The 22,504-nt window shown below is 63.1% G+C and carries 19 protein-coding genes and 1 pseudogene; 7 read left to right on the top strand and 13 right to left on the bottom strand.

Translation table 11 applies throughout. The annotated features are described in order from the left end of the window. Positions 1-191 precede the first annotated feature (191 nt). From X771_RS143860 to X771_RS143885, 6 genes are all read right to left on the bottom strand, one after another. On the bottom strand, positions 192-1,031 hold the full coding sequence (locus X771_RS143860; RefSeq protein ID WP_023689265.1) for an alkaline phosphatase family protein: 840 nt from the start codon (positions 1,029-1,031) through the stop codon (positions 192-194). Between the two features lie 64 nt (positions 1,032-1,095). Continuing rightward, a complete protein-coding gene (locus X771_RS143865) occupies positions 1,096-2,751 on the bottom strand; it encodes an ABC transporter ATP-binding protein (protein ID WP_023683485.1) in 1,656 nt (551 codons plus the stop codon). Beyond that, complete coding sequence (locus X771_RS143870; protein ID WP_023671389.1) at positions 2,751-3,575, bottom strand: ABC transporter permease; 825 nt, start codon at positions 3,573-3,575, stop codon at positions 2,751-2,753. The genes X771_RS143865 and X771_RS143870 overlap by 1 nt, the downstream gene beginning before the upstream one ends. A 9-nt stretch (positions 3,576-3,584) precedes the next feature. Beyond that, entirely contained in the window at positions 3,585-4,544 is a 960-nt protein-coding gene (locus X771_RS143875; protein WP_023671388.1) for an ABC transporter permease, read from the bottom strand. A gap of 16 nt (positions 4,545-4,560) precedes the next feature. After that, a complete protein-coding gene (locus X771_RS143880; protein WP_023689264.1) occupies positions 4,561-6,147 on the bottom strand; it encodes an ABC transporter substrate-binding protein in 1,587 nt (528 codons plus the stop codon). 154 nt (positions 6,148-6,301) lie between these two features. After that, positions 6,302-8,287 (bottom strand): CocE/NonD family hydrolase, encoded by a 1,986-nt coding sequence (locus X771_RS143885; RefSeq protein ID WP_023689263.1) that lies wholly within the window; start codon positions 8,285-8,287, stop codon positions 6,302-6,304. A 182-nt stretch (positions 8,288-8,469) separates the two neighbouring features. Between X771_RS143885 and X771_RS143890 the strand changes: the two genes are divergently transcribed. Both X771_RS143890 and X771_RS143895 read left to right on the top strand, forming a co-directional pair. Continuing rightward, positions 8,470-8,724, top strand: coding sequence for a BrnT family toxin (locus tag X771_RS143890; RefSeq protein ID WP_023689262.1), 255 nt, complete (start codon positions 8,470-8,472; stop codon positions 8,722-8,724). After that, complete coding sequence (locus X771_RS143895; protein ID WP_023671384.1) at positions 8,711-9,022, top strand: BrnA antitoxin family protein; 312 nt, start codon at positions 8,711-8,713, stop codon at positions 9,020-9,022. Before X771_RS143890 ends, X771_RS143895 begins: the two co-directional genes overlap by 14 nt. 10 nt (positions 9,023-9,032) lie before the next feature. Here X771_RS143895 and X771_RS143900 read toward each other — a convergent pair whose 3' ends face one another. Genes X771_RS143900 through puuE form a run of 4 tightly spaced genes read right to left on the bottom strand, consistent with a single transcriptional unit; the run spans position 9,033 to position 12,435 of the window. Continuing rightward, the gene (locus X771_RS143900) at positions 9,033-9,626 is read right to left on the bottom strand and encodes a nucleoside deaminase (RefSeq protein ID WP_023689261.1); all 594 of its coding nucleotides are present in this window, start codon (positions 9,624-9,626) and stop codon (positions 9,033-9,035) included. Between the two features lie 3 nt (positions 9,627-9,629). Continuing rightward, entirely contained in the window at positions 9,630-10,130 is a 501-nt protein-coding gene (locus tag X771_RS143905; RefSeq protein WP_023689260.1) for an ureidoglycolate lyase, read from the bottom strand. Continuing rightward, complete coding sequence (locus tag X771_RS143910) at positions 10,127-10,990, bottom strand: bifunctional allantoicase/(S)-ureidoglycine aminohydrolase (RefSeq protein WP_023689259.1); 864 nt, start codon at positions 10,988-10,990, stop codon at positions 10,127-10,129. The genes X771_RS143905 and X771_RS143910 overlap by 4 nt, the downstream gene beginning before the upstream one ends. 26 nt (positions 10,991-11,016) lie before the next feature. Then, positions 11,017-12,435: an allantoinase PuuE gene (puuE, locus tag X771_RS143915; RefSeq protein WP_023671380.1), complete on the bottom strand. Its 1,419-nt coding sequence runs from the start codon at positions 12,433-12,435 to the stop codon at positions 11,017-11,019. Positions 12,436-12,619: 184 nt separating this feature from the next. Here puuE and uraH point away from each other — a divergent pair, with 184 nt between their 5' ends. From uraH to xdhC, 4 genes and pseudogenes are all read left to right on the top strand, one after another. Then, positions 12,620-12,994 (top strand): hydroxyisourate hydrolase, encoded by a 375-nt coding sequence (gene uraH, locus X771_RS143920; protein ID WP_023683492.1) that lies wholly within the window; start codon positions 12,620-12,622, stop codon positions 12,992-12,994. Between the two features lie 3 nt (positions 12,995-12,997). Next, positions 12,998-14,479, top strand: coding sequence for a xanthine dehydrogenase small subunit (gene xdhA / locus X771_RS143925; RefSeq protein ID WP_023689258.1), 1,482 nt, complete (start codon positions 12,998-13,000; stop codon positions 14,477-14,479). After that, on the top strand, positions 14,479-16,845 hold the full coding sequence (gene xdhB / locus X771_RS143930) for a xanthine dehydrogenase molybdopterin binding subunit (RefSeq protein ID WP_023689257.1): 2,367 nt from the start codon (positions 14,479-14,481) through the stop codon (positions 16,843-16,845). Before xdhA ends, xdhB begins: the two co-directional genes overlap by 1 nt. A gap of 74 nt (positions 16,846-16,919) precedes the next feature. Next, positions 16,920-17,922 (top strand): annotated as a pseudogene (gene xdhC / locus X771_RS0134510) (xanthine dehydrogenase accessory protein XdhC). A 12-nt stretch (positions 17,923-17,934) separates the two neighbouring features. On the opposite strand, the gene X771_RS143935 reads toward xdhC, so the two are convergent. The 3 genes from X771_RS143935 to X771_RS143945 form a co-directional block, all read right to left on the bottom strand. Then, the gene (locus X771_RS143935; protein WP_023689256.1) at positions 17,935-19,185 is read right to left on the bottom strand and encodes an LLM class flavin-dependent oxidoreductase; all 1,251 of its coding nucleotides are present in this window, start codon (positions 19,183-19,185) and stop codon (positions 17,935-17,937) included. After that, positions 19,182-20,123, bottom strand: a complete 942-nt coding sequence (locus X771_RS143940; RefSeq protein WP_023689255.1) for an LLM class flavin-dependent oxidoreductase — start codon at positions 20,121-20,123, stop codon at positions 19,182-19,184. The genes X771_RS143935 and X771_RS143940 overlap by 4 nt, the downstream gene beginning before the upstream one ends. Positions 20,124-20,230: 107 nt before the next feature. After that, positions 20,231-21,151, bottom strand: a complete 921-nt coding sequence (locus X771_RS143945; protein WP_023671373.1) for a LysR family transcriptional regulator — start codon at positions 21,149-21,151, stop codon at positions 20,231-20,233. Positions 21,152-21,286: 135 nt separating this feature from the next. Here X771_RS143945 and X771_RS143950 point away from each other — a divergent pair, with 135 nt between their 5' ends. Further along, a complete protein-coding gene (locus X771_RS143950) occupies positions 21,287-22,504 on the top strand; it encodes a urate hydroxylase PuuD (protein ID WP_023689254.1) in 1,218 nt (405 codons plus the stop codon).

The raw sequence follows: 22,504 nt of genomic DNA, 5'->3' as shown, positions 1-22,504 counted from the left end.
TACATCAACATGGACGACCTGCGCGAGCACAAGAAGCTCGCTCTGCGCCAAGCCGCATGACCAGCATCATGGCCGCCCCTTTTTGCAGAACTTGACGCACACAACCGGTATTTATGTTTGATGTTGCGCTGCCCCTCACCCTTACCCTCTCCCCGTATAGTGACGGGGAGAGGGGGTAGCGACGACCTCCGTCACCCCAAAAACGGCTTAGCCTTCATGGTCTCCGGCACCGGCACACCCAGCCGCTTCAGCACCGTCGGCGCCAGTTGCAGCTGATCAAGCAGCGTGTCCGGATCCGGCCCTTTGCCGGCTCCGAAATAATACAGCGCGAAATCCTGCATTTCATCGTCGCGGCCGCCATGATGGCCGCGGTCTGTCTGGCCGTGGTCGGCGGTTACGATCACCTCGTAACCGGCTTGCCGCCAGCCCGGCAGGAAGGCTGCCAGCATGCCGTCCATCGCATAGCAGGCATGGTCCATTTCGTGGCAGTCATGGCCGAAGCGATGGCCCATCGAATCGAGCGTGCAGGTGTGCAGGATCCCGTAGTCGATGGCATGGCGCCGGGTCAGCATGGTCAGCGTCGCAAACAGGTCGACATCGCTCGGCGTCATCTGGTTGCGGGCATTATAGCCGGTCATGGTGTGGAAGCGGCCATGCGCGATCGGTCCGTTGGACTCGTCATACTCCATGTCCTCGACCAGATCGAACGGATAGGAACGGAAGAATTCGGACCAGTAGGAATGCGTCACTGCGCCGGTCTTGCCGCCGGCCTTGCTGACCTCGGAGAAAATATCCGGCTTGTTGACGAGAAAACGGTTCTCGTTGGATAGGATGCCGTGCTCCTGCGGCGAAACCCCGGTGTGGATCGAGGCATAGCAGCAGGCCGAGGTCGACGGCAGCACCGAGCGCATCTTCCACACCTGCGCCTCGCCCGACTGCACCCAGCCCTCGAGATTGCCCATCAGCCGGCGCCAGTTCCGGTAGGGCACGCCATCGAGAATGATGAGCAGCAGTTTGGTCTTGAGCGCCATGGGCGGCTCCGGAAAGCTTTTGCCGTTGAAGGAAGTTTTCGCGACAAAGGCCGCGAATTCCCTACTAATTCCCCGCGCTCGCCATGCGCCGTCCCTTGATCGCCTTTTCCAGCCAGCCGATCTCCATCTCGGGAACGGACGACAGCAGCAGGTCGGTATAGGCGTCGAAGGGCGGCGTCAGCACCTTGCTCTTGGCGCCGTAGCGCACCACCTCGCCGCGGTACATCACCGCGATCGAATCGGCGATCGACTTCACCGTCGCCAGATCGTGAGTGATAAAGAGGTAGGCGACCTTCTCGTGCTGCTGCAGGTTGAGCAGCAGCTTGAGAATGCCGTTGGCCACCAGCGGGTCGAGCGCCGATGTCACCTCGTCGCAGATGATCAGCTTGGGCTTGGCGGCGAGCGAGCGGGCGATACAGACGCGCTGTTTCTGGCCTCCGGAGAGTTCGGCCGGATAACGATCGAGAAAGCCCTTGCCCATCTCGATCTCGTCGAGCAGTTCGGCGACGCGCTTGTCGCGCTCGCGGCCGCGTATGCCGAAGTAGAATTCCAGCGGCCGGCCGATGATGGTGCCGACGGTCTGGCGCGGGTTCATCGCCACGTCGGCCATCTGATAGATCATCTGCAACTGGCGCAGATCCTCCTTCGGCCGGTCGGCAAGCCGGTTGGCGAGCGGCCTGCCATCGAAGGTGACGGTGCCTTCCCCGGGCGGCAACAGCCCGGTGATAGCGCGCGCCAGCGTCGACTTGCCAGAGCCGGATTCGCCGACGACCGCCAGCGTCTGTCCCGGATAGATGTCGACCGAGACGTTCTTCAGCACCTTGACGTGGCTGCCGCCGTAAGCGGCGGTGACGTTCTTGACCGACAGGAACGGCGCGGCGCCGGGCTTCTGCTCGGCATGCTCGATCTCATGCACCGAGACCAGCGCATTGGTGTATTCCTGGCGCGGCTCCTTGATGATCTGGCGAGTGCCGCCCCATTCGACCAGCCTGCCATGGCGCAGCACCATGATCTCGTCCGAGACCTGGGCGACGACGGCAAGATCGTGGGTAATGTAGAGCGCAGCGACATGGGTGTCGCGGATGGCGTCCTTGATCGCCGCCAGCACGTCGATCTGCGTCGTCACGTCGAGTGCCGTGGTCGGCTCGTCGAAGACGATCAGGTCAGGTTCCGAACACAGCGCCATAGCCGTCATCACGCGCTGCAACTGGCCGCCTGAGACCTGGTGCGGGAACCGTTCGCCGATGATTTCGGGGTTTGGCAGGCTGAGCTTCTTGAACAACGCCACGGCACGTTTCTCGGCCTCGGCGCGTGTCGCCGTGCCGTGCAGCAGCGTTGCTTCCACCACCTGGTCCATCAGCTTGTGCGCCGGATTGAAGGCCGCGGCCGCCGACTGCGCGACATAGCAGACCTCGCGGCCGCGCAATTTGCGGAAACCTTCCTTGCCGCCCTTGAGAATATCGCGGCCGTTGAGCAGCACCTCTCCGCCGGTGATGCGCACGCCGCCACGGCCATAGCCCATCGACGACAGGCCGATGGTCGACTTGCCGGCGCCGGACTCGCCGATCAGGCCGAGCACCTTGCCCTTTTCCAGCGTCAGCGAGACATCGTGGACCAAAACGATGTTCTTCGGCGCCTCGCCGGGCGGAAACACTGTCGCTTCGATGCGCAGATTGCGGATATCGAGCAGCAGGCCGGGCTTTGCTTTTGTGTCAGCCATCACCCGCGTCCTCCCTTCAGGCTTGTCGTGCGGTTGAGCACCCAGTCGGCGACCAGATTGACCGAAATCGCCAGTGCTGCGATCGCCGCGGCGGGAATGAGTGCCGCCCCGATACCGAAGACGATGCCGTCCTTGTTCTCCTTGACCATGCCGCCCCAGTCGGCATCCGGCGGTTGCACGCCAAGCCCGAGAAAGGACAGCGTCGACAAGAACAGCACCGCGTAGATGAAGCGCAGGCCAAGTTCCGAGACCAGCGGCGAAAGCGCGTTGGGCAGGATCTCGCGGAAGATGATCCAGCCGCTGCCTTCGCCCCGCAGCTTGGCGGCCTCGACATAATCCATGACGTTGATGTCGACGGCCACCGCGCGCGACAGCCGGTAGACGCGGGTCGAGTCGAGGACGCCCATCACCAGGATCAGCGTCACCAGGTTGGTCGGCAGCACCGAAAGCACGACGAGCGCCATGATCAAGGTCGGGATCGACATCAGCAGATCGACAAGGCGCGACAGCAGCGTGTCGAACCAGCCGCCGAACACCGCCGCCGAAAAGCCGAGGATGGCGCCGAGCGAGAATGACAGCGCGGTGGCCAGCACCGCAATGAACAGCGTGATGCGAGCGCCGTAGATCATGCGCGACAGAAGATCGCGACCGAGATTGTCGGTGCCCAGCAAATGTGCCGCCGTCATCGGTTCCCAGACATCGCCGACGATTTCGGCATTGCCGTACGGTGCGATCAACGGTGCGAAAACTGCCGCCAGCACGAACATAGCTGTCAGCACGATGCCGATCAGTGCGGGGATGGGGATGCGTTTGATGTCGAGCATGCCCGCCGCCTATTTCGGATGTCTGAGGCGCGGATTGGCGACAATCGCCCCGATGTCCGCAATGATGTTGAGGCTGATATAGACGGCGGCGAAGACCAGGCCGACCGCCTGCACCACCGGCACGTCGCGCTTGGTGACGTGGTCGACCAGATATTGTCCCATGCCGGGATAGACGAAGATCACCTCGACCACGACGACGCCGACGATGAGGTAGGCGAGGTTGAGCATGACCACGTTGATGATCGGCGCTATGGCATTGGGGAAAGCATGCTTGCGGATGACGTTGAAGGCCGACAGGCCTTTCAGTTCCGCCGTCTCGACATAGGCCGACTGCATGACGTTGAGGATGGCCGCGCGGGTCATGCGCATCATATGCGCCAGCACAACCAGCGTCAGCGCGGTGGCCGGCAGCGCGATCGCCTGCATGCGCTCACCGAACGGCATGCCGTCATAGACCGTGGAAATGGCCGGGAACCATTGATACTTCACGGCAAAGAAATAGACGAGCACATAGCCGATGAAGAATTCCGGGAAAGATGTCGAGGCGAGCGCCAGGCCGGAGATCAGCTTGTCGACCCAGCCATTGCGGTAACGCACGGCGATCAGGCCGAGGATGATGGCCAGCGGCACGGCCACGATCGCAGCCCAGAAGGCGAGGAACAGCGTGTTCCACAGCCGCCCCTTGATCGACGTGGCAATATCCTGGCCGCTCGACATCGCCGTGCCGAGATCGCCGGTGAGCACACCGCCTAGCCAATGGAAATACCTGATGTAAGCCGGCTGATTCAGGCCGAGCTGCTCGCGCAGATTGGCGAGCGATTCCGGCGTCGCCGACTGTCCGAGAATGGCTTGCGCGACGTCGCCGGGCAGGATCTGGGTGCCGGCGAAGATCAGGACCGAAACGGCCAGCAAGAGGACGATGCCCAGCGCAACGCGCTGGGCCACAAGTTTCACGACGGGTGAGGACATATCCGCAAAGCCGGGCTCAGGCTTCGAGCCAGCACTTCGCCAGCGCGTAGCCGTTCATCAGCTCCTGATGCGGATCGTCTACCCAGCCGCCGACCTTGGCGCCTGTCGCATCGATGAACTGATTGAACATCGGCAGGATCAGGCCGCCCTCGTCGCGCACCAGCACGGCCATGTCGTGGTACATCTGCTTGCGCTTGGTCTCGTCGAGTTCGGCGCGTGCGGCCAGCACCAGCTTGTCGAAGTCCGGACGCTTGAAACGGGTGTCGTTCCAGTCGGCGGTCGACAGATAGGCGGTCGAGTACATCTGGTCCTGGGTCGAGCGGCCGCCCCAATAGGAGGCGCAGAAGGGCTGCTTGTTCCAGACCTCGTTCCAGTAGCCGTCGCCGGGCTCGCGCTTGAGCTCGATCTTGATGCCGGCCTTGGCCGCGCTCTGCTGGAAGAGCTGCGAGGCGTCGACCGCGCCCGGGAAGGCGACGTCGGAGGTGCGCAGCAGCACGGTGCCGTCATGGCCCGACTTCTTGTAGTGGAACTTGGCCTTGTCGGGATCATATTTGCGCTGCTCGATCTCGGAAAACAGCGGATAGGACGAATTGATCGGGAAGTCGTTGCCGAGCGAGCCGTAGCCGCGCAGCACCTTGTTCAGCATCTCTTCGCGGTCGATCGCGAGCTTCAGCGCCATGCGCAGGTCGCTGTTGTCGAAGGGCGCGGTGTTGCAATGCATGATGAAGACGTAGTGGCCGGGGCCGGCATGGTTGCGGATGGTGACGCCCGGTACGCGCTTGATGAGGTCGACGATCTTCGGCTCGACGCGGTTGATCATGTTGACCTGGCCGCCCTGCAGGGCCGCCGTGCGCGCGGTCGCGTCGTTGATAACGATGATCTCGATCTGGTCGGCATGGCCCATCTTGTCGGCCTGCCAGTAATTGGCGAAGCGCTCGCCGCCATGGCGCACGCCGGGCTCGTTGGTGGTGACCTTGTAGGGTCCTGCCGAGATGCCGGCATCCGACTTGTCCTTGCCGCCGTTGGGCTGGACAATGAGGTGGTAGTCGCTGAGGAGATAGGGAAGGTCGGCGTTGGCCTCCTTCAGCGTCAGGACGACTTCCTTGCCACTGGCTTTGATGCTGTCGATGCCCTTCATGTAGCCCAGCGCGCCGGACTTCGACTTTTCATCAGAATGGCGCTCGAGCGTTGCCGCCACATCCTCAGCGGTCACCGTCTTGCCGTTGTGGAATTCGACGCCGTCGCGGATTTTCAGCGTCCACACCTTGGCGTCGTCCGACGAGCCGATCTCTTCGGCGATGCGGTTCTCGAGCTTGCCTTCCGGAGACAGCTCGACGATCAGTTCGCCCCACATCTTGCCAAAAGCGAACGGCACTTGCGTCATGAACAAAGCCGGGTCCAGGCTGTTCGTGGATTCGCCGCCGACGAGGCCGGCCTTCAGCGTGCCGCCCTTGACCGGGCCTTCCGCGCGAGCCGCACTGGAAAGGAGCATATTGGCGAAGGGCGCTGTGACGCCGAGTGCTGCGGCGCGGCCGAGGAAATCACGACGGCTCAGCTTGCCGGACGCAACGCGCCGGCTCAGATATTCGAGTTCGTTGGACATTTGAGTTCCTCACTCTGTTGGTTCGACCTTATGGTCGTTTTTTGCTTGTTGTTACCAAAGGGATATTGACCGGAAGGCAAAGCCGTAAGCAAGACGGAATGCGACATGCCGTGGCGTAAATCGTGCGTCGCAACTGGACCAGTCGGGTGGACGCTCAGAGCAGGTCGCGCGGGATCGTCTCTTCGAAATCGCGTTCGAAAACCAGCGTTTCGCCCTCATAGGCTTCGATTCTGGCGCTGACGATGAAGTTTTGCGCATCGCAGCGCATTTCAGCCGACGTCTCGGTGCGCACCGACCATCCGTTTCGCGACAAGGTCTGCGTCCAGTGCGTGCGGCCCGAGGCAGACAGCGGGTCGTCGGGGTGGATCGTCCAGCTCTCGCGGGCAATGCTGCCATTGGCCAGCCCATGCGCGAGATCGCGCACTTCGCCGAAATCATCCGTGATCGACAGCGTGACGATGCCGGTCTTCTCATCGCAATCGACGTGACGCTCGGAATTCGCTGCACGAACTGTCGCGGTTGCCCAGGGTGTTGCGCCTTCGGGAGACTGGAACGAGGTCTCGTCGGCTTTTGCGAGCGGGCGCAGCGGCAGCCTCAGCGTCGCCGCTGAAAGGTCGAGCCGCACCGGCTCCGGCGACGGCCAGATCATCGGCCAGTAAGCATTGGAAACCGCGATGCGCAGGCGGTGTCCGGCCGGCACGCGGTAGGCGCACTGGTCGAGAATAACGCGCGCCGAAACCGTTTCGCCCGGCACCAGCGCTTGCGGCTGTTCGTGCGAAGAACGATGCGTCAGGTTGAGCACGCCGTAGGAGATCAGTTCCGAGGCGCCGTCGGGGTGCACGTCGCACAGTCGAACCGCGATGTTCGCCTGCGGGCGATCGGACGACACCCGGATGAGAAGCTCCGGCGCGCCGACGATGTCGAGTGTCTCGGCAAGCACAGGCTGATCGAAGCAGACGGACAGCGCATCGTCCGGGCGCTGGTCGCCCGGCAGTTCCGGGCCAAAGGTGAAGGGAAAATATTCGCCGCCGGCGAGCCCGCAGCTTTGCGGGGTCGCCACGATCGCCGGCCTGACGCCGTCAGCAATGAGTTCGATCGCCCCGACCTTGATGTTGGGAGACGGCCATTCCTGTTCGGCCACCCAACGGCCCGGCCGCTCCGGGTGCCAGCGCGCCGGCCGCACACTGTCCATGACATAGGCGCGGTAGTCCGGGTCGGCCTCGACGCCGGTGTCGACGCCCTTCAACCAGCTGTCCCACCAGCGCAACGCCTCCTGCAGGAAGCCGATGGCGGGTTTGGGTTCGGCATAATGCGGGTATTTGTGGATCCATGGCCCGACAATGCCCTTCACCGGTGCCTGGATGTTGGTGACCAGATGCGAAATCGTGTTGCGGTAGCCGTCATGCCAGCCGCCGATCGACAGCACGGCGGCTTTGACCGCGGAGAAATCCTCGCAGATCGAACCGCGTTTCCAATAGGCGTCGCGATGCTGATGGCTGAGCCAGAGCGGCAGAAGGAAAGACTGGTTCTCCAGCCGCGTCAGCCAGAGGTCGCGCCAGCGGTTGTCGCCCGCAATCAGCGGATCCGGCGGGCGCGACGAATAGGACAACATGGTCGAGGCCCAGCCGAAATTTTCCGTCAAAAGGCAGCCGCCCTTGTAGTGGATGTCGTCGGCGTAGCGGTCGACGGTCGAGCACAGGCTGATCACCGCCTTCAGCGCCGGCGGCTGCTTGGCCGCCACCTGCAGGCAGTTGAAGCCACCCCAGGAAATGCCCATCATGCCGACACTGCCGTTGCACCAGGGCTGTGCTGCCGCCCAGGCAATCACATCGCAGGCGTCCTGCAATTCCTGCTCGGAATATTCGTCGTCCATCAGACCTTCGGAATCGCCATTGCCGCGCATGTCGACGCGGATCGAGGCGTAGCCGTGGCCGGCAAAATAGGAATGCGTCAGTTGATCGCGAAAGATGGTGCCGTCGCGCTTGCGATAGGGCAGGTGCTCGAGGACCGCCGGCACCGGATCGCTGCTGGCGTCCTCCGGCATCCAAACCCGCGCCGACAGCCGGCAACCATCCGGCATGACGATGCCCATATCGGGGAATTCGACGACCTTGCGGGGAAATTCGGTGATGGTTTTCATGCGATGCTCCAGGATGTCAGTGACGCATGAAGCGGGCATGTCATGAAGTCAAACGGGCGACGGCCGGTGTCGCCGCGACGACGCCACGATATGTAGCCCGATTGTTTTGCCCTGATGTTGCAGGATTATAATTAATGTATTACATTTATTAACTGAACCCAACGTGATGAGGATGGTTTCGCCTGAAAATCGTTTGGGATGAGCCAAAGCGCGTGACGAACCTGGACAGCCGGGGTCCCGATTTTGCCGAACTCGATATTGAGTTTTTTGCGACTTCAACCGTCCTTCCAGCCAAGGCCGACCGGTTCAAGGCGATTGGCGAATTCGGAGAGATCATCCTGGCCGTGATTTTCAAGCCGCTTGGTTCGGAGGCGATTTCGGTGATCTCGATGCGCCGTGCCAGCCGAAAGGAAAGGTCAGTATATGAACAATCCTAAATCGCGTGTTCGACCGCTTACCGATGCGGAGGAAGTGGAAATTCAAAGACAAATTGTTGATGATCCCGACGATGCGGAGACGACAGACGAACAGTTGGCGCAAGCCAGGCCTTTCGCGGAAGTGTTTCCAGAACTTTTCGAGAGCATAAGGCGTGCTCGTGGCCGGCCAGCCGTTGAGAAGCCTAAGCAAGTCGTGTCCATCCGTCTGGATCAGGATGTCATCAGTAAATTCAAGGCGACCGGCAAGGGCTGGCAGGCCAGGATCAACGAGGTGCTGAAAAACGCGAAGGTAGGCTAGGCAATCCGCGTCAGTTCAGCGGAATGTCGTTTTCGGCCTTGCGCGCCTGATAAGCGCCGGACAGTTCGTCGTAGCGGGCGGAAATATTGCCGATCCTTGCCTCAAGCCGGCCGCGCTCGGCCTCGGGCAGCGCCCGCACCAGCCTGCGAATGGAAAAACTCTTCCAATAAGCGTTCTCGGCATTGTAGCCGCCGGGATCAAGAGTGAAGACCTCTTTCAGGATTTTCAGATCGTGCGGGATCGCAAAGCTGTCGCGTGAATCCTCGTGGCTGAAGAGGTAGTAGAAATTGTCGAAGCCGGTCCAGGTGATCGCCGACAGGCAGAGCGAGCAGGGCTCATGCGTGGCGATGAAGATGGCGTCCTTGGTGTCGACGCGCTCGGCTTTCGGCATTTCATAGAAACGCTTCAGGCAGTGCACCTCGCCATGCCAGAGCGGATTTTCCATCTCGTTGTTGGTTTCGGCCAGCACCAGCGAGCGGTCGCCCTTCCGCAGGATGGCGGCGCCGAACAGCTTGTTCCCATGGGCCACGGCCTCTGCCGTTTTCGGCACGATGTCGTGCTCGATGACATCGAGCAGGCGGTCGATCAGCGATATGTCGGTCATTTCTCAGGTCTCGTTGGGGAGATGGATTTCGTAGGGGTGCGAGAAATGGAACTCTTCGAGGTTGGAGCCGTCACCGCCGCGGTCGACGATGACGAAATCCTGCGCTTCGCCGAGCGGCGTCAGCACGCCGTGCCAGAGATTGCGCGGATAGTTGACGCCTTGCCCGGGTGCGGTGATGAAGGCGTGCGGCTCGCCCGGACCGTCCTTGCCGTCATGGCAGACGACGACCAGGAAAGGCCGCGGTGACAGCGGGATGAACGCCTGGCTGCCTAAGGGATGGCGCTCGACCATGGTCAGCTTCATCGGCAGGTCGTAAGGCGTGCCGCGCGCCATCGAGATCAGCACGCGGGCATTCGGTCCCGCGGCTTCAGCGGTGGCGAGATTGTGGTAGCGCTCGGTCTTGCCGCCATTGATCGGGTAGTGATTGCCGCCGCCCATGTCGATGACATCGCCGAAGCCGGCAAAGCTTTCGCGGGTCAGCGGCCGCGCTGTGATGCGGGTCACCGCGCGCGACCGCCAATGCCCGCCCCGCCGAGCTTGGCGTGCCGGTTGACGTCCTTGTAAAGGAGATAGCGGAATTTGCCTGGGCCGCCCGCGTAGCAGGCCTGCGGGCAGAAGGCGCGCAGCCACATGAAGTCGCCGGCCTCGACCTCGACCCAGTCCTGGTTGAGGCGGTAGACCGCCTTGCCTTCCAAGACATAGAGCCCGTGCTCCATGACATGCGTCTCGGCAAATGGGATGACGGCGCCAGGCTCGAGCGTAACGATGGTGACGTGCATGTCGTGGCGCATGTCGGCTGGATCGACGAAACGGGTCGTCGCCCAGCGACCCTCGGTGCCGGGCATCGGCGTCGGCGCCATTTGCTGGTCACTGCTGAACAGGACTTCCGGCGCGTCGATGCCGTCGACGGCCTCATAGGCCTTCCTGATCCAGTGGAAGCGCACGGCGTCGCGACCTTCGTTGCGCACCGTCCAGCCGCTGTCCGGCGGCAGGAAGGCAAAACCGCCGGCTTGCAGCACGTGCTTCTTGCCGGCCAGCGAAACGGTCAACTCGCCCTCAACCACGAACAGCACGCCCTCGGCGCCGGCGTCCGGCTCGGGCCGGTCGCTGCCGCCGCCGGGCAGGATCTCGACGATGTACTGCGAAAATGTCTCGGCGAAACCCGAAAGCGGCCTGGCGATGATCCAGGCCCTGGTCTCGTCCCAGAACGGCAGTGGGCTGGTGACGATGTCCTGCATCACTCCCTTCGGTATGACGGCATAGGCCTCGGTGAAGACGGCGCGGCCGGTCAAAAGCTCATTTTGGCCGGGATGGCCGCCATGCGGTGCATAATAGGTTTTCTGGTCAGTCTTGATCATATCCATTGGGTCCTGACCCCTCAGTCATTTCATTAGAGCGGGAGCATGTCTTTCAGGCGGAGCAGCGCGATGCGCTCGACCTGTTTGCAGGCGGTATCGAGTTCTACGCCACGGCTGTTGCCGATGCGCGCCTCGAACTCGGCGAGGATCTCCTCCTTGGTCTTGCCCCGCACCGCGATGATGAAGGGAAAGCCGAAGGTGGTGACGTAGGCGGCGTTGAGCTTGGAAAACAGCTCGCGCTCCTTGTCGGTCAGCGCGTCGAGGCCGGCGGAGGCCTGCTCGCGTGTGGATTCCGCAGTGAGGCGTCTCGCTTCGGCCAGTTTGCCAGCGAGATCGGGATGGGCGTTGAGGACGCCGATCCGCTCGGTTTCGCTGGCGGCGCGGAAGACGCGGCAGAGCGCATTGTGCAGGCCGCCGGCGCTGTCATGCGCCGGCCCAAGCTCCAGCTCATAGGCACGTTCGGCGATCCAGGGCGAATGTTCGAACACGCCGCCGAAAGTGTCGACGAAGGTCTCGAACGCCATCTTCGACGGCTTGAGCGCCGCCGGCTGGTAGGGGTGGTTCTCCTGCCAGTGCCTAGCGATATCGATGCGCCGTGCCAGCCAGACCTTGTCGTGCGATCTGACATAGTCGACGAAGCGCTTCAGCGCCGCCACCCGCCCGGGACGTGCGACGAGGCGGCAATGCAGGCCGATATTCATCATCCGCGGCCGGCCCGCTTTGCCCTCGGCATAGAGCGTGTCGAAACTGTCCTTCAAATAGGCGAAGAACTGGTCGCCGGAATTGAATCCCTGCGGCGTGGCGAAACGCATGTCGTTGGCATCGAGCGTGTAGGGGATGACGAGTTGCGCGCCGCCGCTGTGCTCGAACCAGTAGGGCAGTTCGTCGTCATAAGTGTCCGACACATAGTCGAAGCCGCCCTCTTCGGCCACCAACCGCACCGTATTGACCGAGGTGCGGCCGGTGTACCAGCCGGTCGGCCGTTGGCCCGTCACCTCGTAGTGCAGCTTGATCGCCGCTTCGAGGTCGCGGCGCTCGTCCTCGGCGCTGTGGTCGCGGTAGTCGATCCATTTCAGCCCGTGCGAGGCCATTTCCCAGCCGGCCTCCTGCATCGCCGCCACCTGGTCGGGCGACCGGGCTAATGCTGAGGCGACCCCGTAGCAGGTCACCGGCACTTGCGCCTCGCTGAACAGGCGCAGCAGCCGCCAGAAGCCTGCCCGCGCGCCATATTCGTAGATCGATTCCATGTTCCAGTGGCGCTGGCCGACCCAGGGCGCGGCGCCGACGATTTCCGACAGAAAGGCTTCCGAGGCCTTGTCGCCGTGCAGCACGCAGTTCTCGCCGCCTTCCTCGTAGTTGACGACGAATTGGACGGCCACATGCGCACCGCCCGGCCATTTCGGATCCGGCGGATTGGCTCCGTAGCCGCGCATGTCTCTAGAGTAACGCATTGCCCCTCCCCGCCGGACGCTGCCGGAAGTTGTGATCAGGATAGTCGAAAGGGTTGCTCGCGCATTCCCCCGAAATTTTTGAAAGTGTTTTTGTGCCACTCCGCTCGACCGGGACTTATGCATCGCCTTTAATTGGCGCACAATTCACTGCTTTGTTCGGCTGTATCGGAAATGGGAGGCGCCAGTGGCAGAAACGTCGAGAGCCGATGGCGGACGTCTGACGACGCATGTGCTCGACACCGCGACCGGCAAGCCGGCGGCGGGCCTGTCGATCGCGCTTTATCATCTTGAGAGCGACGCGCGGATACATTTGAAGACCATCGTCACAAATGCCGACGGCCGCTGCGATGCGCCGCTGCTGGCAGGAGCGGAATTCCGCCTCGGCGAATACGAACTGGTGTTCGCCGCCGGTGACTATCTACGCGGCCAGGGCACCAAACTGCCGGAACCGGCCTTCCTCGACAGTGTGCCGATCCGCTTCGGCATGGCGGAATCCGTGCATTATCACGTGCCGTTGCTTATCTCTCCTTATGGCTACTCGACCTACAGGGGGAGCTGACGCATGGCCAAGATCACAATACGCAACGAGATCCGCTTCATCATCAATGGCAGGGATGTCGCGCTGTCGTCGGTGGCGCCCGACGCGACCTTGCTCGACTGGCTGCGGCTCGACCGCTCGCTGCGCGGCACCAAGGAAGGCTGCGCCGAGGGCGATTGCGGCGCCTGCACGGTCCTGGTCGGAAAATTGTCCGCCGGCAAGCTGGTTTATGAAAGCGTCAACGCCTGCATCCGTTTCCTCGGTTCGCTCGACGGCACCCATGTCGTCACCGTCGAGCATCTGCGCGGCGCGCCTGGCCAATTGCATCCGGTGCAGCAGGCGATGGTCGATTTCCACGCTTCGCAATGCGGCTTCTGCACGCCGGGCTTCGTCATGTCGCTCTACGGCTTGTGGATGAAGTCGCCGGACCCGTCGAATGCGGCGATCGAGAAGGCCTTGCAAGGCAATCTTTGCCGCTGCACCGGCTATGAGGCAATCATGCGCGCCGCGCGTGCCATCTCCAGCTACGGCAAGGCGGCGAAGGATCCGCTGGCGGCCGAGCGCAAGGCGATCACCGCCAGGCTCGAGGCTATGCATGACGGTGCCCGCGTCGAAATCGGCGCCGGCAAGCTGAGGTTGGTCGTCCCGGCCAACGCCGATGATTTCGCCGCTGTACTGGATAAGGAACCCGACGCCACTGTTGTCGCCGGCTCGACCGACGTCGGCCTGTGGGTCACCAAGCACATGCGCGACATCTCACCGGTAGTCTTCATCGGCAATCTCGAGGGGCTGTGCGCGATCTCCGAAGACAATGACGTCATCACCATCGGAGCCGGCGTTACCTACACCGACGCCTTCGCGACACTGGCCAAGCGCATCCCCGCGCTCGGGCCATTGTTCGACCGCATCGGCGGCGAACAGGTACGAAACATGGGCACCATCGGCGGCAACATCGCCAATGGCTCGCCGATCGGCGACACGCCGCCGCCCCTGATCGCGCTTGGTGCGCAACTGACGCTGCGCCGCGGCAAGAAGCGGCGCACCATCGCGCTTGAGGATTTCTTCATCGCTTATGGCAAGCAGGACCGGCAGCCAGGCGAATTCGTCCAGGCCGTGCACGTTCCCGTGCCGGCCAAGGGCACAAAGTTTGCCGTCTACAAGATCACCAAGCGCCGCGACGAGGACATCACCGCAGCCCTTGGCGCCTTTTTCCTCGACCTGGCCAAGGACGGAACCGTGGCCGATATATGCATCGCCTATGGCGGCATGGCGGCCACCCCGAAGCGGGCTTTCGGTGTCGAAAAAGCGCTGCTCGGCAAGCCGTGGACGGAGACAACGGTGGAAGCGGCCATGGCTGAATATGCCGGCGATTTCACCCCGCTGACCGATATGCGGGCATCGGCCGAATACCGGGCGCTGGCGGCCAGGAACCTGCTGCTGCGCTTTTTTGCCGAAACCAGCGGCAGCAAGGCGCCGTTCCAGGTGTCACGCAACGAGGCGGCCTGATGAACAAGCACGCCTCTCCAGATCTCAAGGCGCAGAAGATTTCCGGTGGCGTCGCCGCCGACCAGCGCCACGATTCCGCGCACAAGCATGTCAGCGGCAGCGCGGTCTATATCGACGATATGCCGGAACCGGCGGGCATGCTGCATGGCTGCCTCGGCCTGTCCACGGCGACGCATGCGACGATCAGCAAAATGGATCTGTCGGCGGTGCGCGCGGCGCCGGGCGTCGTCGATGTGCTGACGGCCAAGGACGTTCCGGGCGAAAATGACATTTCGCCGACCGGTCGACACGACGAGCCGGTGCTGGCCGACGACAAGGTGCAGTTTTATGGTCAGCCGATCTTCTGCGTTATTGCCAAGACGCGCGAACAGGCGCGCCGCGCCACCCGGCTGGCCAAGGTCGAATACAGTCCATTGCCTTTCGTCACCGACATTGGCGATCTCGACCCCCGCAAGGACAAGCTGGTCACGCCGCCGCTCACGCTGAAGCGTGGCGATGCCGCTGCCGCGATCAAGGCGGCGCCGCGCCGGCTGAAGGGCAAGATGCGCATCGGCGGCCAGGAGCATTTCTATCTCGAAGGCCATATCGCCGTGGCCATCCCCGGCGAAGACCAGGACGTCACCATCTTTTCCTCGACCCAGCATCCGAGCGAAGTCCAGCACATGGTCAGCCATGCGCTGGGCGTGCCGAGCAACGCCATCACAGTGGAAATCCGCCGCATGGGTGGCGGCTTCGGCGGGAAGGAGACGCAAGGCAACCAGTTTGCGGCATTGGCTGCGATCGCCGCCAAGAAACACCATCGCGCGGTAAAAATCCGGCCCGACCGCGACGACGACATGATCGCCACCGGCAAGCGCCATGATTTCCTTGTCGACTACGACGTTGGCTTCGACGACGACGGCAACATTTTAGGCGTCGATTTCATGTTTGCGGCGCGTTGCGGCTTTTCCTCGGACCTGTCCGGACCGGTCACCGACCGCGCGCTGTTCCATTGCGACAACACCTATTTCTGGCCGGCGGTGCATGCGCAATCGGCGCCGCTTTACACCAACACCGTGTCGAACACGGCGTTTCGCGGCTTCGGCGGCCCGCAGGGCATGGTCGGCGCCGAACGGGTCATCGACGAGGTTGCCTTTGCCGTCGGCAAGGACCCGCTCGAAATCCGCAAGCAGAATTTTTATGGCACCAGTGGTGATAAAGACGGGGGCCGCAACGTCACCCCTTATCACCAGACGGTCGAGGACAACATCATCCACCGCATCGTCGCCGAGCTGGAGGCGAGCGCCGACTATGCGGGGCGCCGCCGCATCATCCAGGCCTTCAACGCCAACAGCCGCTTCATCAAGCGCGGCCTGGCGCTGACGCCGGTCAAATTCGGCATCTCTTTCACAGCCACCCACTACAACCAGGCCGGCGCGCTGGTGCATGTCTACACCGATGGTTCGGTGCATCTGAATCACGGCGGCACCGAGATGGGGCAAGGCCTCTACGTCAAGGTGGCGCAGGTGGTGGCGGAAGAGTTCCAGATCGACCTCGACCAGGTCAAGATCACCGCGACGACCACCGGCAAGGTGCCCAACACTTCGGCCACCGCGGCGTCGTCCGGCACCGACCTCAACGGCATGGCGGCGCAGAACGGCGCCCGCCAGATCAAGGAACGGCTGACCGACTTCGCCGCCGAAAAATACCAGGTGCCGCGCGAGCAGGTGCTTTTCCTGCCCAACCGGGTGCGCATCGGCAACCAGGAGATCGCCTTCACCGACCTCGTCAAGCAGGCCTATATGGCCCGCATCCAACTGTCGGCGGCGGGTTTTTACAAGACGCCGAAAATCCACTGGAACCGTGACAAGGGCGAGGGCCGTCCGTTCTATTATTTCGCCTATGGCGCCTCGTGCTCGGAAGTCTCGGTCGACACGCTGACCGGCGAATATGTCGTCGAGCGCACCGACATATTGCATGAAACCGGCCGCTCGCTGAACCGCGCCATCGATCTCGGCCAGATCGAGGGCGGCTTCATCCAGGGCATGGGCTGGCTGACGACGGAGGAGCTGTGGTGGGACGGCAAGGGCCGGCTGCGCACGCATGCGCCGTCGACCTATAAGATCCCGCTCGCGTCCGACCGGCCGAAGATATTCAACGTCACGCTGGCCGACTGGCCGGAGGCCAACGAGCCGACGGTGCACCGTTCCAAGGCGGTCGGCGAACCGCCCTTCCCGCTCGGCATGTCTGTGCTGCATGCGCTGTCGGACGCGGTGGCAAGTGTGGCCGATCATAAGGTCTGTCCGCGTCTCGACGCTCCTGCAACACCAGAACGGGTGCTGATGGCGATCGAACGGCTGAAGGGTGAAGCCAAGAATAGCGCCTGACTCTGACCTGGATTCTGGCAAAACGTGCAATTCAGACTGAAAAACCCTATATTTCCCGTACGGGAATGCGAAATATGAAGTCGAAAGTGCAAAGGCTCAGAGCTTTTCTCGCCAGCGCCGACCGGTTTGCCTTGGTCGAAGTGGCCAGTACCAAGGGCTCGACCCCCCGCGAGAAGGGCGCCTTCATGCTCGTCTCGCAGGCGGCGACTTTTGGCACGATCGGCGGCGGTCAGCTCGAGTACATGGCGATCGACAAGGCGAGGCAGATGGTGGGGTCTTCACCCTCCCCCTTGTGGGGAGGGTCGGCGNGGGGGTGCGGACGATCGTGCAAAGCCACCCCGTTTCGCGGACGCCGCCACGCGGCGTCCGCTCACCGACCCTCCCCACAAGGGGGAGGGTAAAGAAGCCCGCATCGCGGTCGATGAAGTCCGCGCCACGCTTGACGTGCCGCTAGGTCCCGAGATCGGCCAGTGCTGCGGCGGGCGCGTCGAAGTCTTGATCCGTATCGTCGATGCCGCGCTTGCTGCCGAGCTGATCGCGGCCGCAGAAGCCGAGGAAGCCCACCTGCCGCATGTCTATATCTTCGGCGGCGGCCATGTCGGCCAGGCGCTGGCCTCGACCGTTGCACTTCTTCCCGTGCGTGGTGTCGTCATCGAGACGCGGGCCGAAGCGCTGGAAGGCATGCCGGAAACCGTCGAGACGCTGCTGACGCCGATGCCCGAGGCCGAGGTGCGAAACGCCCCCGCCGGCACCGCCTTCGCCATCCTCACCCACGACCATGCGCTGGATTTCCTCATCGTCGCCGAGGCGCTGAAGCGCGACGACGCGGCCTATGTCGGCATGATCGGCTCGAAAACCAAGAGAGCGACGTTCAGGAACTGGTTCCTGAAATCGGCGGATGGCACGGAGGCTGAGTTGGCCCGCCTCGTCTCCCCGATCGGCGGCGACGCCGTCAGGGACAAGCGCCCGCCGGTGATCGCGGCGCTCGCGGCAGCCGAGATCATGACGGCACTGGTCGTTCACAACACCGCGCCGAATGCCGACCATGAAGTCCAGCATAAGATGATGGCCGGCTAAGCTTCGGCGCGGCTAAGCAGGCCGCTTCAGGCCGAGATGATCTCGCAAGGTGCTGCCTTCGTATTCCCGACGGAACAGTCCGCGCCGCTGCAGTTCCGGCACCACCAGCGTGGCAAAGGCATCGAGCTCGCCGGGGAAGTATGACGGCATGACGTTGAAGCCGTCCGCGCCGCCGCCCTCGAACCGCGCCTGCAATTCGTCAGCGATCTGCGCCGGCGTGCCGACGATACGCCAATGGCCACGTGCGCCGGCGAAATGGCGGGCAAGCTGGCGGATCGACAGGCCGTTGCGGCGCGATTGTTCGATGACCAGCGCCTGGCGGCTTTTCATTCCCTCGGTCTCCGGCAGCTCGGGCATCGGTCCGTCGATCGGATAGCTCCCGAGATCGGAGATGCTGAGATAGCTGGACAGCAGCGCCACGCCGACATCGTCGGGGATCAGCGCCTGCAATTCCTCCTGTTTCTCCCGCGCTTCGGCCTCGGTTTCCGCCACCACGGGGGAGACGCCCGGCATGATCTTGATGTCGTCGGGCTGACGCCCATAGGCAGCCATACGGCCCTTGAGGTCGTCGTAAAAGCCCTTGGCTTCCTCGAGGGTCTGCGCCGCCGTGAACACGACGTCGGCGGTGCGGGCGGCAAGGTCGCGGCCGACATCCGAGGCGCCGGCCTGCACCATCACCGGCGCGCCCTGCGGCGAGCGCGGCAGGTCGAGCGGGTCGCGCACCGAAAAGCTCTGGCCGTTGTGACCGTGAAAGCCACTGCCTTGCCAAAGTCCTGATACCACCTCGGCGAATTCGCGCGCCCGCTCGTAGCGGTCGGCATGGGGTTTCAGGCCCATCGCGCCGAAATTGGCGGCTTCGATGGGGCTGGCCGACGTCACCAGGTTCCAGCCAGCCCGGCCACCACTCAGATGATCGAGCGACAGAAAGGTGCGCGCCAGACCGTAGGGCTCGTTGTAGCTGGTCGACGCCGTCGAAACGAGGCCGATGCCGCTGGTCTGCACGGCGAGCGCGGACAGCAGGCTGATCGGCTCGAAGCCGATCGAGCGTGAGGTCTGGCTGGCGATGCCGACATTGGCTTCGCGCAGACCGGCGGCGTCCTCGCAGAACACCATGTCGAACTTCGCCGCTTCCGCCGTGCGCGCCAGCTGGATGTAATGATCGATGTCGATGCCTGCAGTAACATGCGCCTTGGGGTGACGCCAGGCGGCGATGTGGTGGCCCGTCGCCCACAGGAAGGCGCCAAGCTTCATCTGGCGGGTCATTGCGCTCCTCCGGCAAGTCTGAGATGAGAGCGCAAGGTGGTGCCGGGATAATCCGGGCGGACGAGGCCGCGGCGCTGCAATTCCGGCAGCACGCGGCCGATGAAACCGTCAATCGCCGCAGGCGGTATTGCGATGTTGAACCCGTCGCAGCTTTGCGAGCTGAACCATGTTTCGAGCGCGTTGGCAGCGACATCTGCGCCAACGTTCAGCAGCAGCTTGACCGCACCCGGATCGCGTCCGCAGGCCACAACGCGGCGCTTGAGATCGTCATGGCGCGCCTTGGGGTCCTTTGTGGGTCTGTCCAGCAGGACGACATCGGCGGTGCGGGCGGCCATATCCAGATCGGCCTCGGACAGGCCGGACAGCACCAGCACCGGCGTATCCTGCGGCGAGCGCGCGACGTTCAGCGGCCCGCGCACGGAGAAACATTCGCCCTTGTGGTCGAGCAGGTGCATTTTTTCGGGATCGTGGAAGCGGCCGCCGATCTTGTCGAACAGCAGCGCGTCGGCATCCCAGCCCTGCCACAGGCGCTGAACGATGCCGATGTATTCCTGCGTGCGGCGGCGGAACACATCGTCGGAAAATCCATCCGGCCGGCTGAAATTGGCGGCTTCCCGTGGCGCCTGCGCCATGGTCGCGTGCCAGCCGGCGCGGCCATGGCTGATGATGTCGAGCGAAGCAAGACGGCGCGCCAGATTGTACGGCTGGTGAGCCACCGTCGAGGCTGCAGCGACAAGGCCGATCCGACTTGTCACCGTCGCCAGCGCCGCCAGCAAGGTCGTCGCTTCGAAAGAACTCGACCCGGCGCTGTTCGGCGCGGAATCATCGAGGACAATCATGTCCAGCCCCGCCGCTTCCGCTTGCTTGGCAAAGCCGGCCAGGTCGCTGAACCCGAGCGGCTGCCCGGAAGTAATGTTGAGCGAAACGGCAAGATGCATTGTGGCTTGCTGGTCAGTCGGCATGGGACCATCGATCATAGGGCGGCGTATGCGAACCTAAGGTCACCTGCTTGTAAGACAACCCTGGCGACTGGGCCAACAGCCCCTCACTTGCCGGCCAGCAAATCCTTGATCAGCCGCTGGCAACGCTCGGCCATGAAGTCGAGCAACAGCCGCACCTTTGGATCCTGCAGCTTCTTGTGCGGATAGACGGCGGCGAACTGCACCGGCGTTGGCGGCGTGCTGGCCAGGATGACCTGCAGCCGCCGGTCGCGGATGAAGGGTTCGACCTCGAAGCGCGGCTTGTTGATGATGCCGCGGCCCGACAGCGCCCAGCCGGTCAGCACATCGCCATCGTCGGTGTCGTAGGGGCCGTGCACCTCGAATTTCTGCGGGCCGGACGGCGTCTGCAGCGTCCAGACATATTCGCGCGCCCCGGAATAGCGCAGCATCAGGCAGTCGTGCTTCTTGCCGATCAGCTCCTGTGGCTCCACCGGCTCGCCGCGCGCTTCGAGATATTTCGGTGCCGCCACCAGCACGCGTTCACATTCCATGATGCCGCGCATCCGCAGGCTGGAATCCTCGATGATGCCGAGCTTGAAGGCGACGTCGATGCCTTCCTTCATGATGTCGATATTGTGGTCGGAGAGCCTCAGCCGCACCTCGATATCGGGGTATTTGTCGTGGAAATCCGGAATGCCCGACGCCACCAGCCGCCGTCCGAGGCCGAGCGGTGCGGTCACCTTGATGGTGCCGCGCGGTTGGCCGGAAAGCGCCGAAACCGCGGCTTCCGCCTCGGTGATAGCCTCCAGCACCTGCTTGGCGCCGGAGTAGAACACCGTGCCATGCTCCGTCGGCATCAATTGCCGTGTCGTGCGGTTGAACAGCCGCACGCCGAGGTGTTTTTCCAGCTCCTTGATGCGGTTGGAGGCGACCGCCGGCGAAATGCGCATGTCGCGGCCTGCCGCCGAGAGATTACCAAGCTCGACGACGCGGACGAAGACGGCGATGTTGTCGAGATAGGCCATTCGTGGCTCTTTATGTGGCGGCGTACGTGGTCAGCCTAGTATTTTCCATTTTTTTTTGAAAGTCATCGTACACCTCGCCTCTTTTCGTTTGCGCCCCACACCGTAAAGTCAGCCGATCGGCAGGGACGATTTCACATGATGGATTTCGCGATTTTCTGGGACTGGCTGAGTTTCGCCGTGCGCTGGCTGCACGTCGTCACCGGCATCGCCTGGATCGGCTCGTCCTTCTATTTCGTCGCGCTCGACCTTGGGCTGCGCCAGCGCCCCGGCATGCCGGCCGGCGCATTCGGCGAGGAATGGCAGGTGCATGGCGGCGGCTTCTACCACGTCCAGAAATATCTGGTGGCGCCGGCCGAAATGCCGGAACACCTGACCTGGTTCAAGTGGGAATCCTACGCCACCTGGCTGTCCGGCTTCGCCATGCTGTGCGTGGTCTACTATGCCGGCGCCGATTTGTTCCTGATCGACCCCAATGTGCTGCCGATGTCGGTGCCGGTCGGCATCCTTTTGTCGATGGCCACCATCGGCGTCGGCTGGGTAGTCTACGATCTGCTCTGCCGGTCGCCGCTCGGCAAAAGTGACACCGGACTGATGCTGGTGCTCTATGGCGTGCTGGTGTTCATCGCCTGGGGTCTGACGCATCTGTTCACCGGCCGCGCCGCTTTCCTGCATCTGGGCGCCATCACCGCCACGATCATGTCGGCCAATGTCTTCATGGTGATTATTCCAAACCAGAAGATCGTCGTCGCCGACCTGATTGCCGGCCGCAAGCCCGACCCGAAATACGGCAAGATCGCCAAGCAGCGCTCGCTGCACAACAATTACCTGACGCTGCCCGTGCTGTTCCTGATGCTGTCGAACCACTATCCGCTGGCGTTTGCGACGGAGTTCAACTGGGTCATCGCCTCGCTGGTGTTCATCATCGGCGTCTTGATCCGGCACTATTTCAACACCGTGCATAAGCGTGCCGGCAACCCGCACTGGACCTGGATGGCGGCTGCGGTGCTGTTCGTCATCATCATGTGGCTGTCGACAGCGCCGAAAATACTGATCGGCGAGCTCAAGGCATCCGCCGCGGCCGAAGTCTATATCGCCTCGTCGCATTTCCCGGCGGTGCGCGACACCGTGCTTGGCCGCTGCTCGATGTGCCATACGGCCGAGCCGGTCTATGAAGGCATCTACCATGCGCCGAAGGGCGTGATGCTCGACACCGACGCCGGCATTGCCGAGCATGCGCGTGAAATCTATTTGCAGGCCGGGCGCAGCCACGCCATGCCGCCCGCCAACGTCACCCAGATCAGCGACAAGGAACGGGCGCTGCTGGTCGCCTGGTTCGAAGGCGCAGGGAAATAG

This window comes from Mesorhizobium sp. LSJC269B00 (assembly GCF_000502815.1).
Taxonomy (GTDB): domain Bacteria; phylum Pseudomonadota; class Alphaproteobacteria; order Rhizobiales; family Rhizobiaceae; genus Mesorhizobium.
This window is presented reverse-complemented; position numbering and strand designations above follow the sequence as displayed.

Coding starts and splice junctions, on each gene's coding strand:
- X771_RS143860 (WP_023689265.1), bottom strand. CDS start 1,031: ATGGCGCTCAAGACCAAACTGCTGCTCATCATTCTCGATGGCGTGCCC.
- X771_RS143865 (WP_023683485.1), bottom strand. CDS start 2,751: ATGGCTGACACAAAAGCAAAGCCCGGCCTGCTGCTCGATATCCGCAAT.
- X771_RS143870 (WP_023671389.1), bottom strand. CDS start 3,575: ATGCTCGACATCAAACGCATCCCCATCCCCGCACTGATCGGCATCGTG.
- X771_RS143875 (WP_023671388.1), bottom strand. CDS start 4,544: ATGTCCTCACCCGTCGTGAAACTTGTGGCCCAGCGCGTTGCGCTGGGC.
- X771_RS143880 (WP_023689264.1), bottom strand. CDS start 6,147: ATGTCCAACGAACTCGAATATCTGAGCCGGCGCGTTGCGTCCGGCAAG.
- X771_RS143885 (WP_023689263.1), bottom strand. CDS start 8,287: ATGAAAACCATCACCGAATTTCCCCGCAAGGTCGTCGAATTCCCCGAT.
- X771_RS143895 (WP_023671384.1), top strand. CDS start 8,711: ATGAACAATCCTAAATCGCGTGTTCGACCGCTTACCGATGCGGAGGAA.
- X771_RS143900 (WP_023689261.1), bottom strand. CDS start 9,626: ATGACCGACATATCGCTGATCGACCGCCTGCTCGATGTCATCGAGCAC.
- X771_RS143910 (WP_023689259.1), bottom strand. CDS start 10,990: ATGGATATGATCAAGACTGACCAGAAAACCTATTATGCACCGCATGGC.
- puuE (WP_023671380.1), bottom strand. CDS start 12,435: ATGCGTTACTCTAGAGACATGCGCGGCTACGGAGCCAATCCGCCGGAT.
- xdhA (WP_023689258.1), top strand. CDS start 12,998: ATGGCCAAGATCACAATACGCAACGAGATCCGCTTCATCATCAATGGC.
- xdhB (WP_023689257.1), top strand. CDS start 14,479: ATGAACAAGCACGCCTCTCCAGATCTCAAGGCGCAGAAGATTTCCGGT.
- X771_RS143935 (WP_023689256.1), bottom strand. CDS start 19,185: ATGACCCGCCAGATGAAGCTTGGCGCCTTCCTGTGGGCGACGGGCCAC.
- X771_RS143940 (WP_023689255.1), bottom strand. CDS start 20,123: ATGCATCTTGCCGTTTCGCTCAACATTACTTCCGGGCAGCCGCTCGGG.
- X771_RS143945 (WP_023671373.1), bottom strand. CDS start 21,151: ATGGCCTATCTCGACAACATCGCCGTCTTCGTCCGCGTCGTCGAGCTT.
- X771_RS143950 (WP_023689254.1), top strand. CDS start 21,287: ATGATGGATTTCGCGATTTTCTGGGACTGGCTGAGTTTCGCCGTGCGC.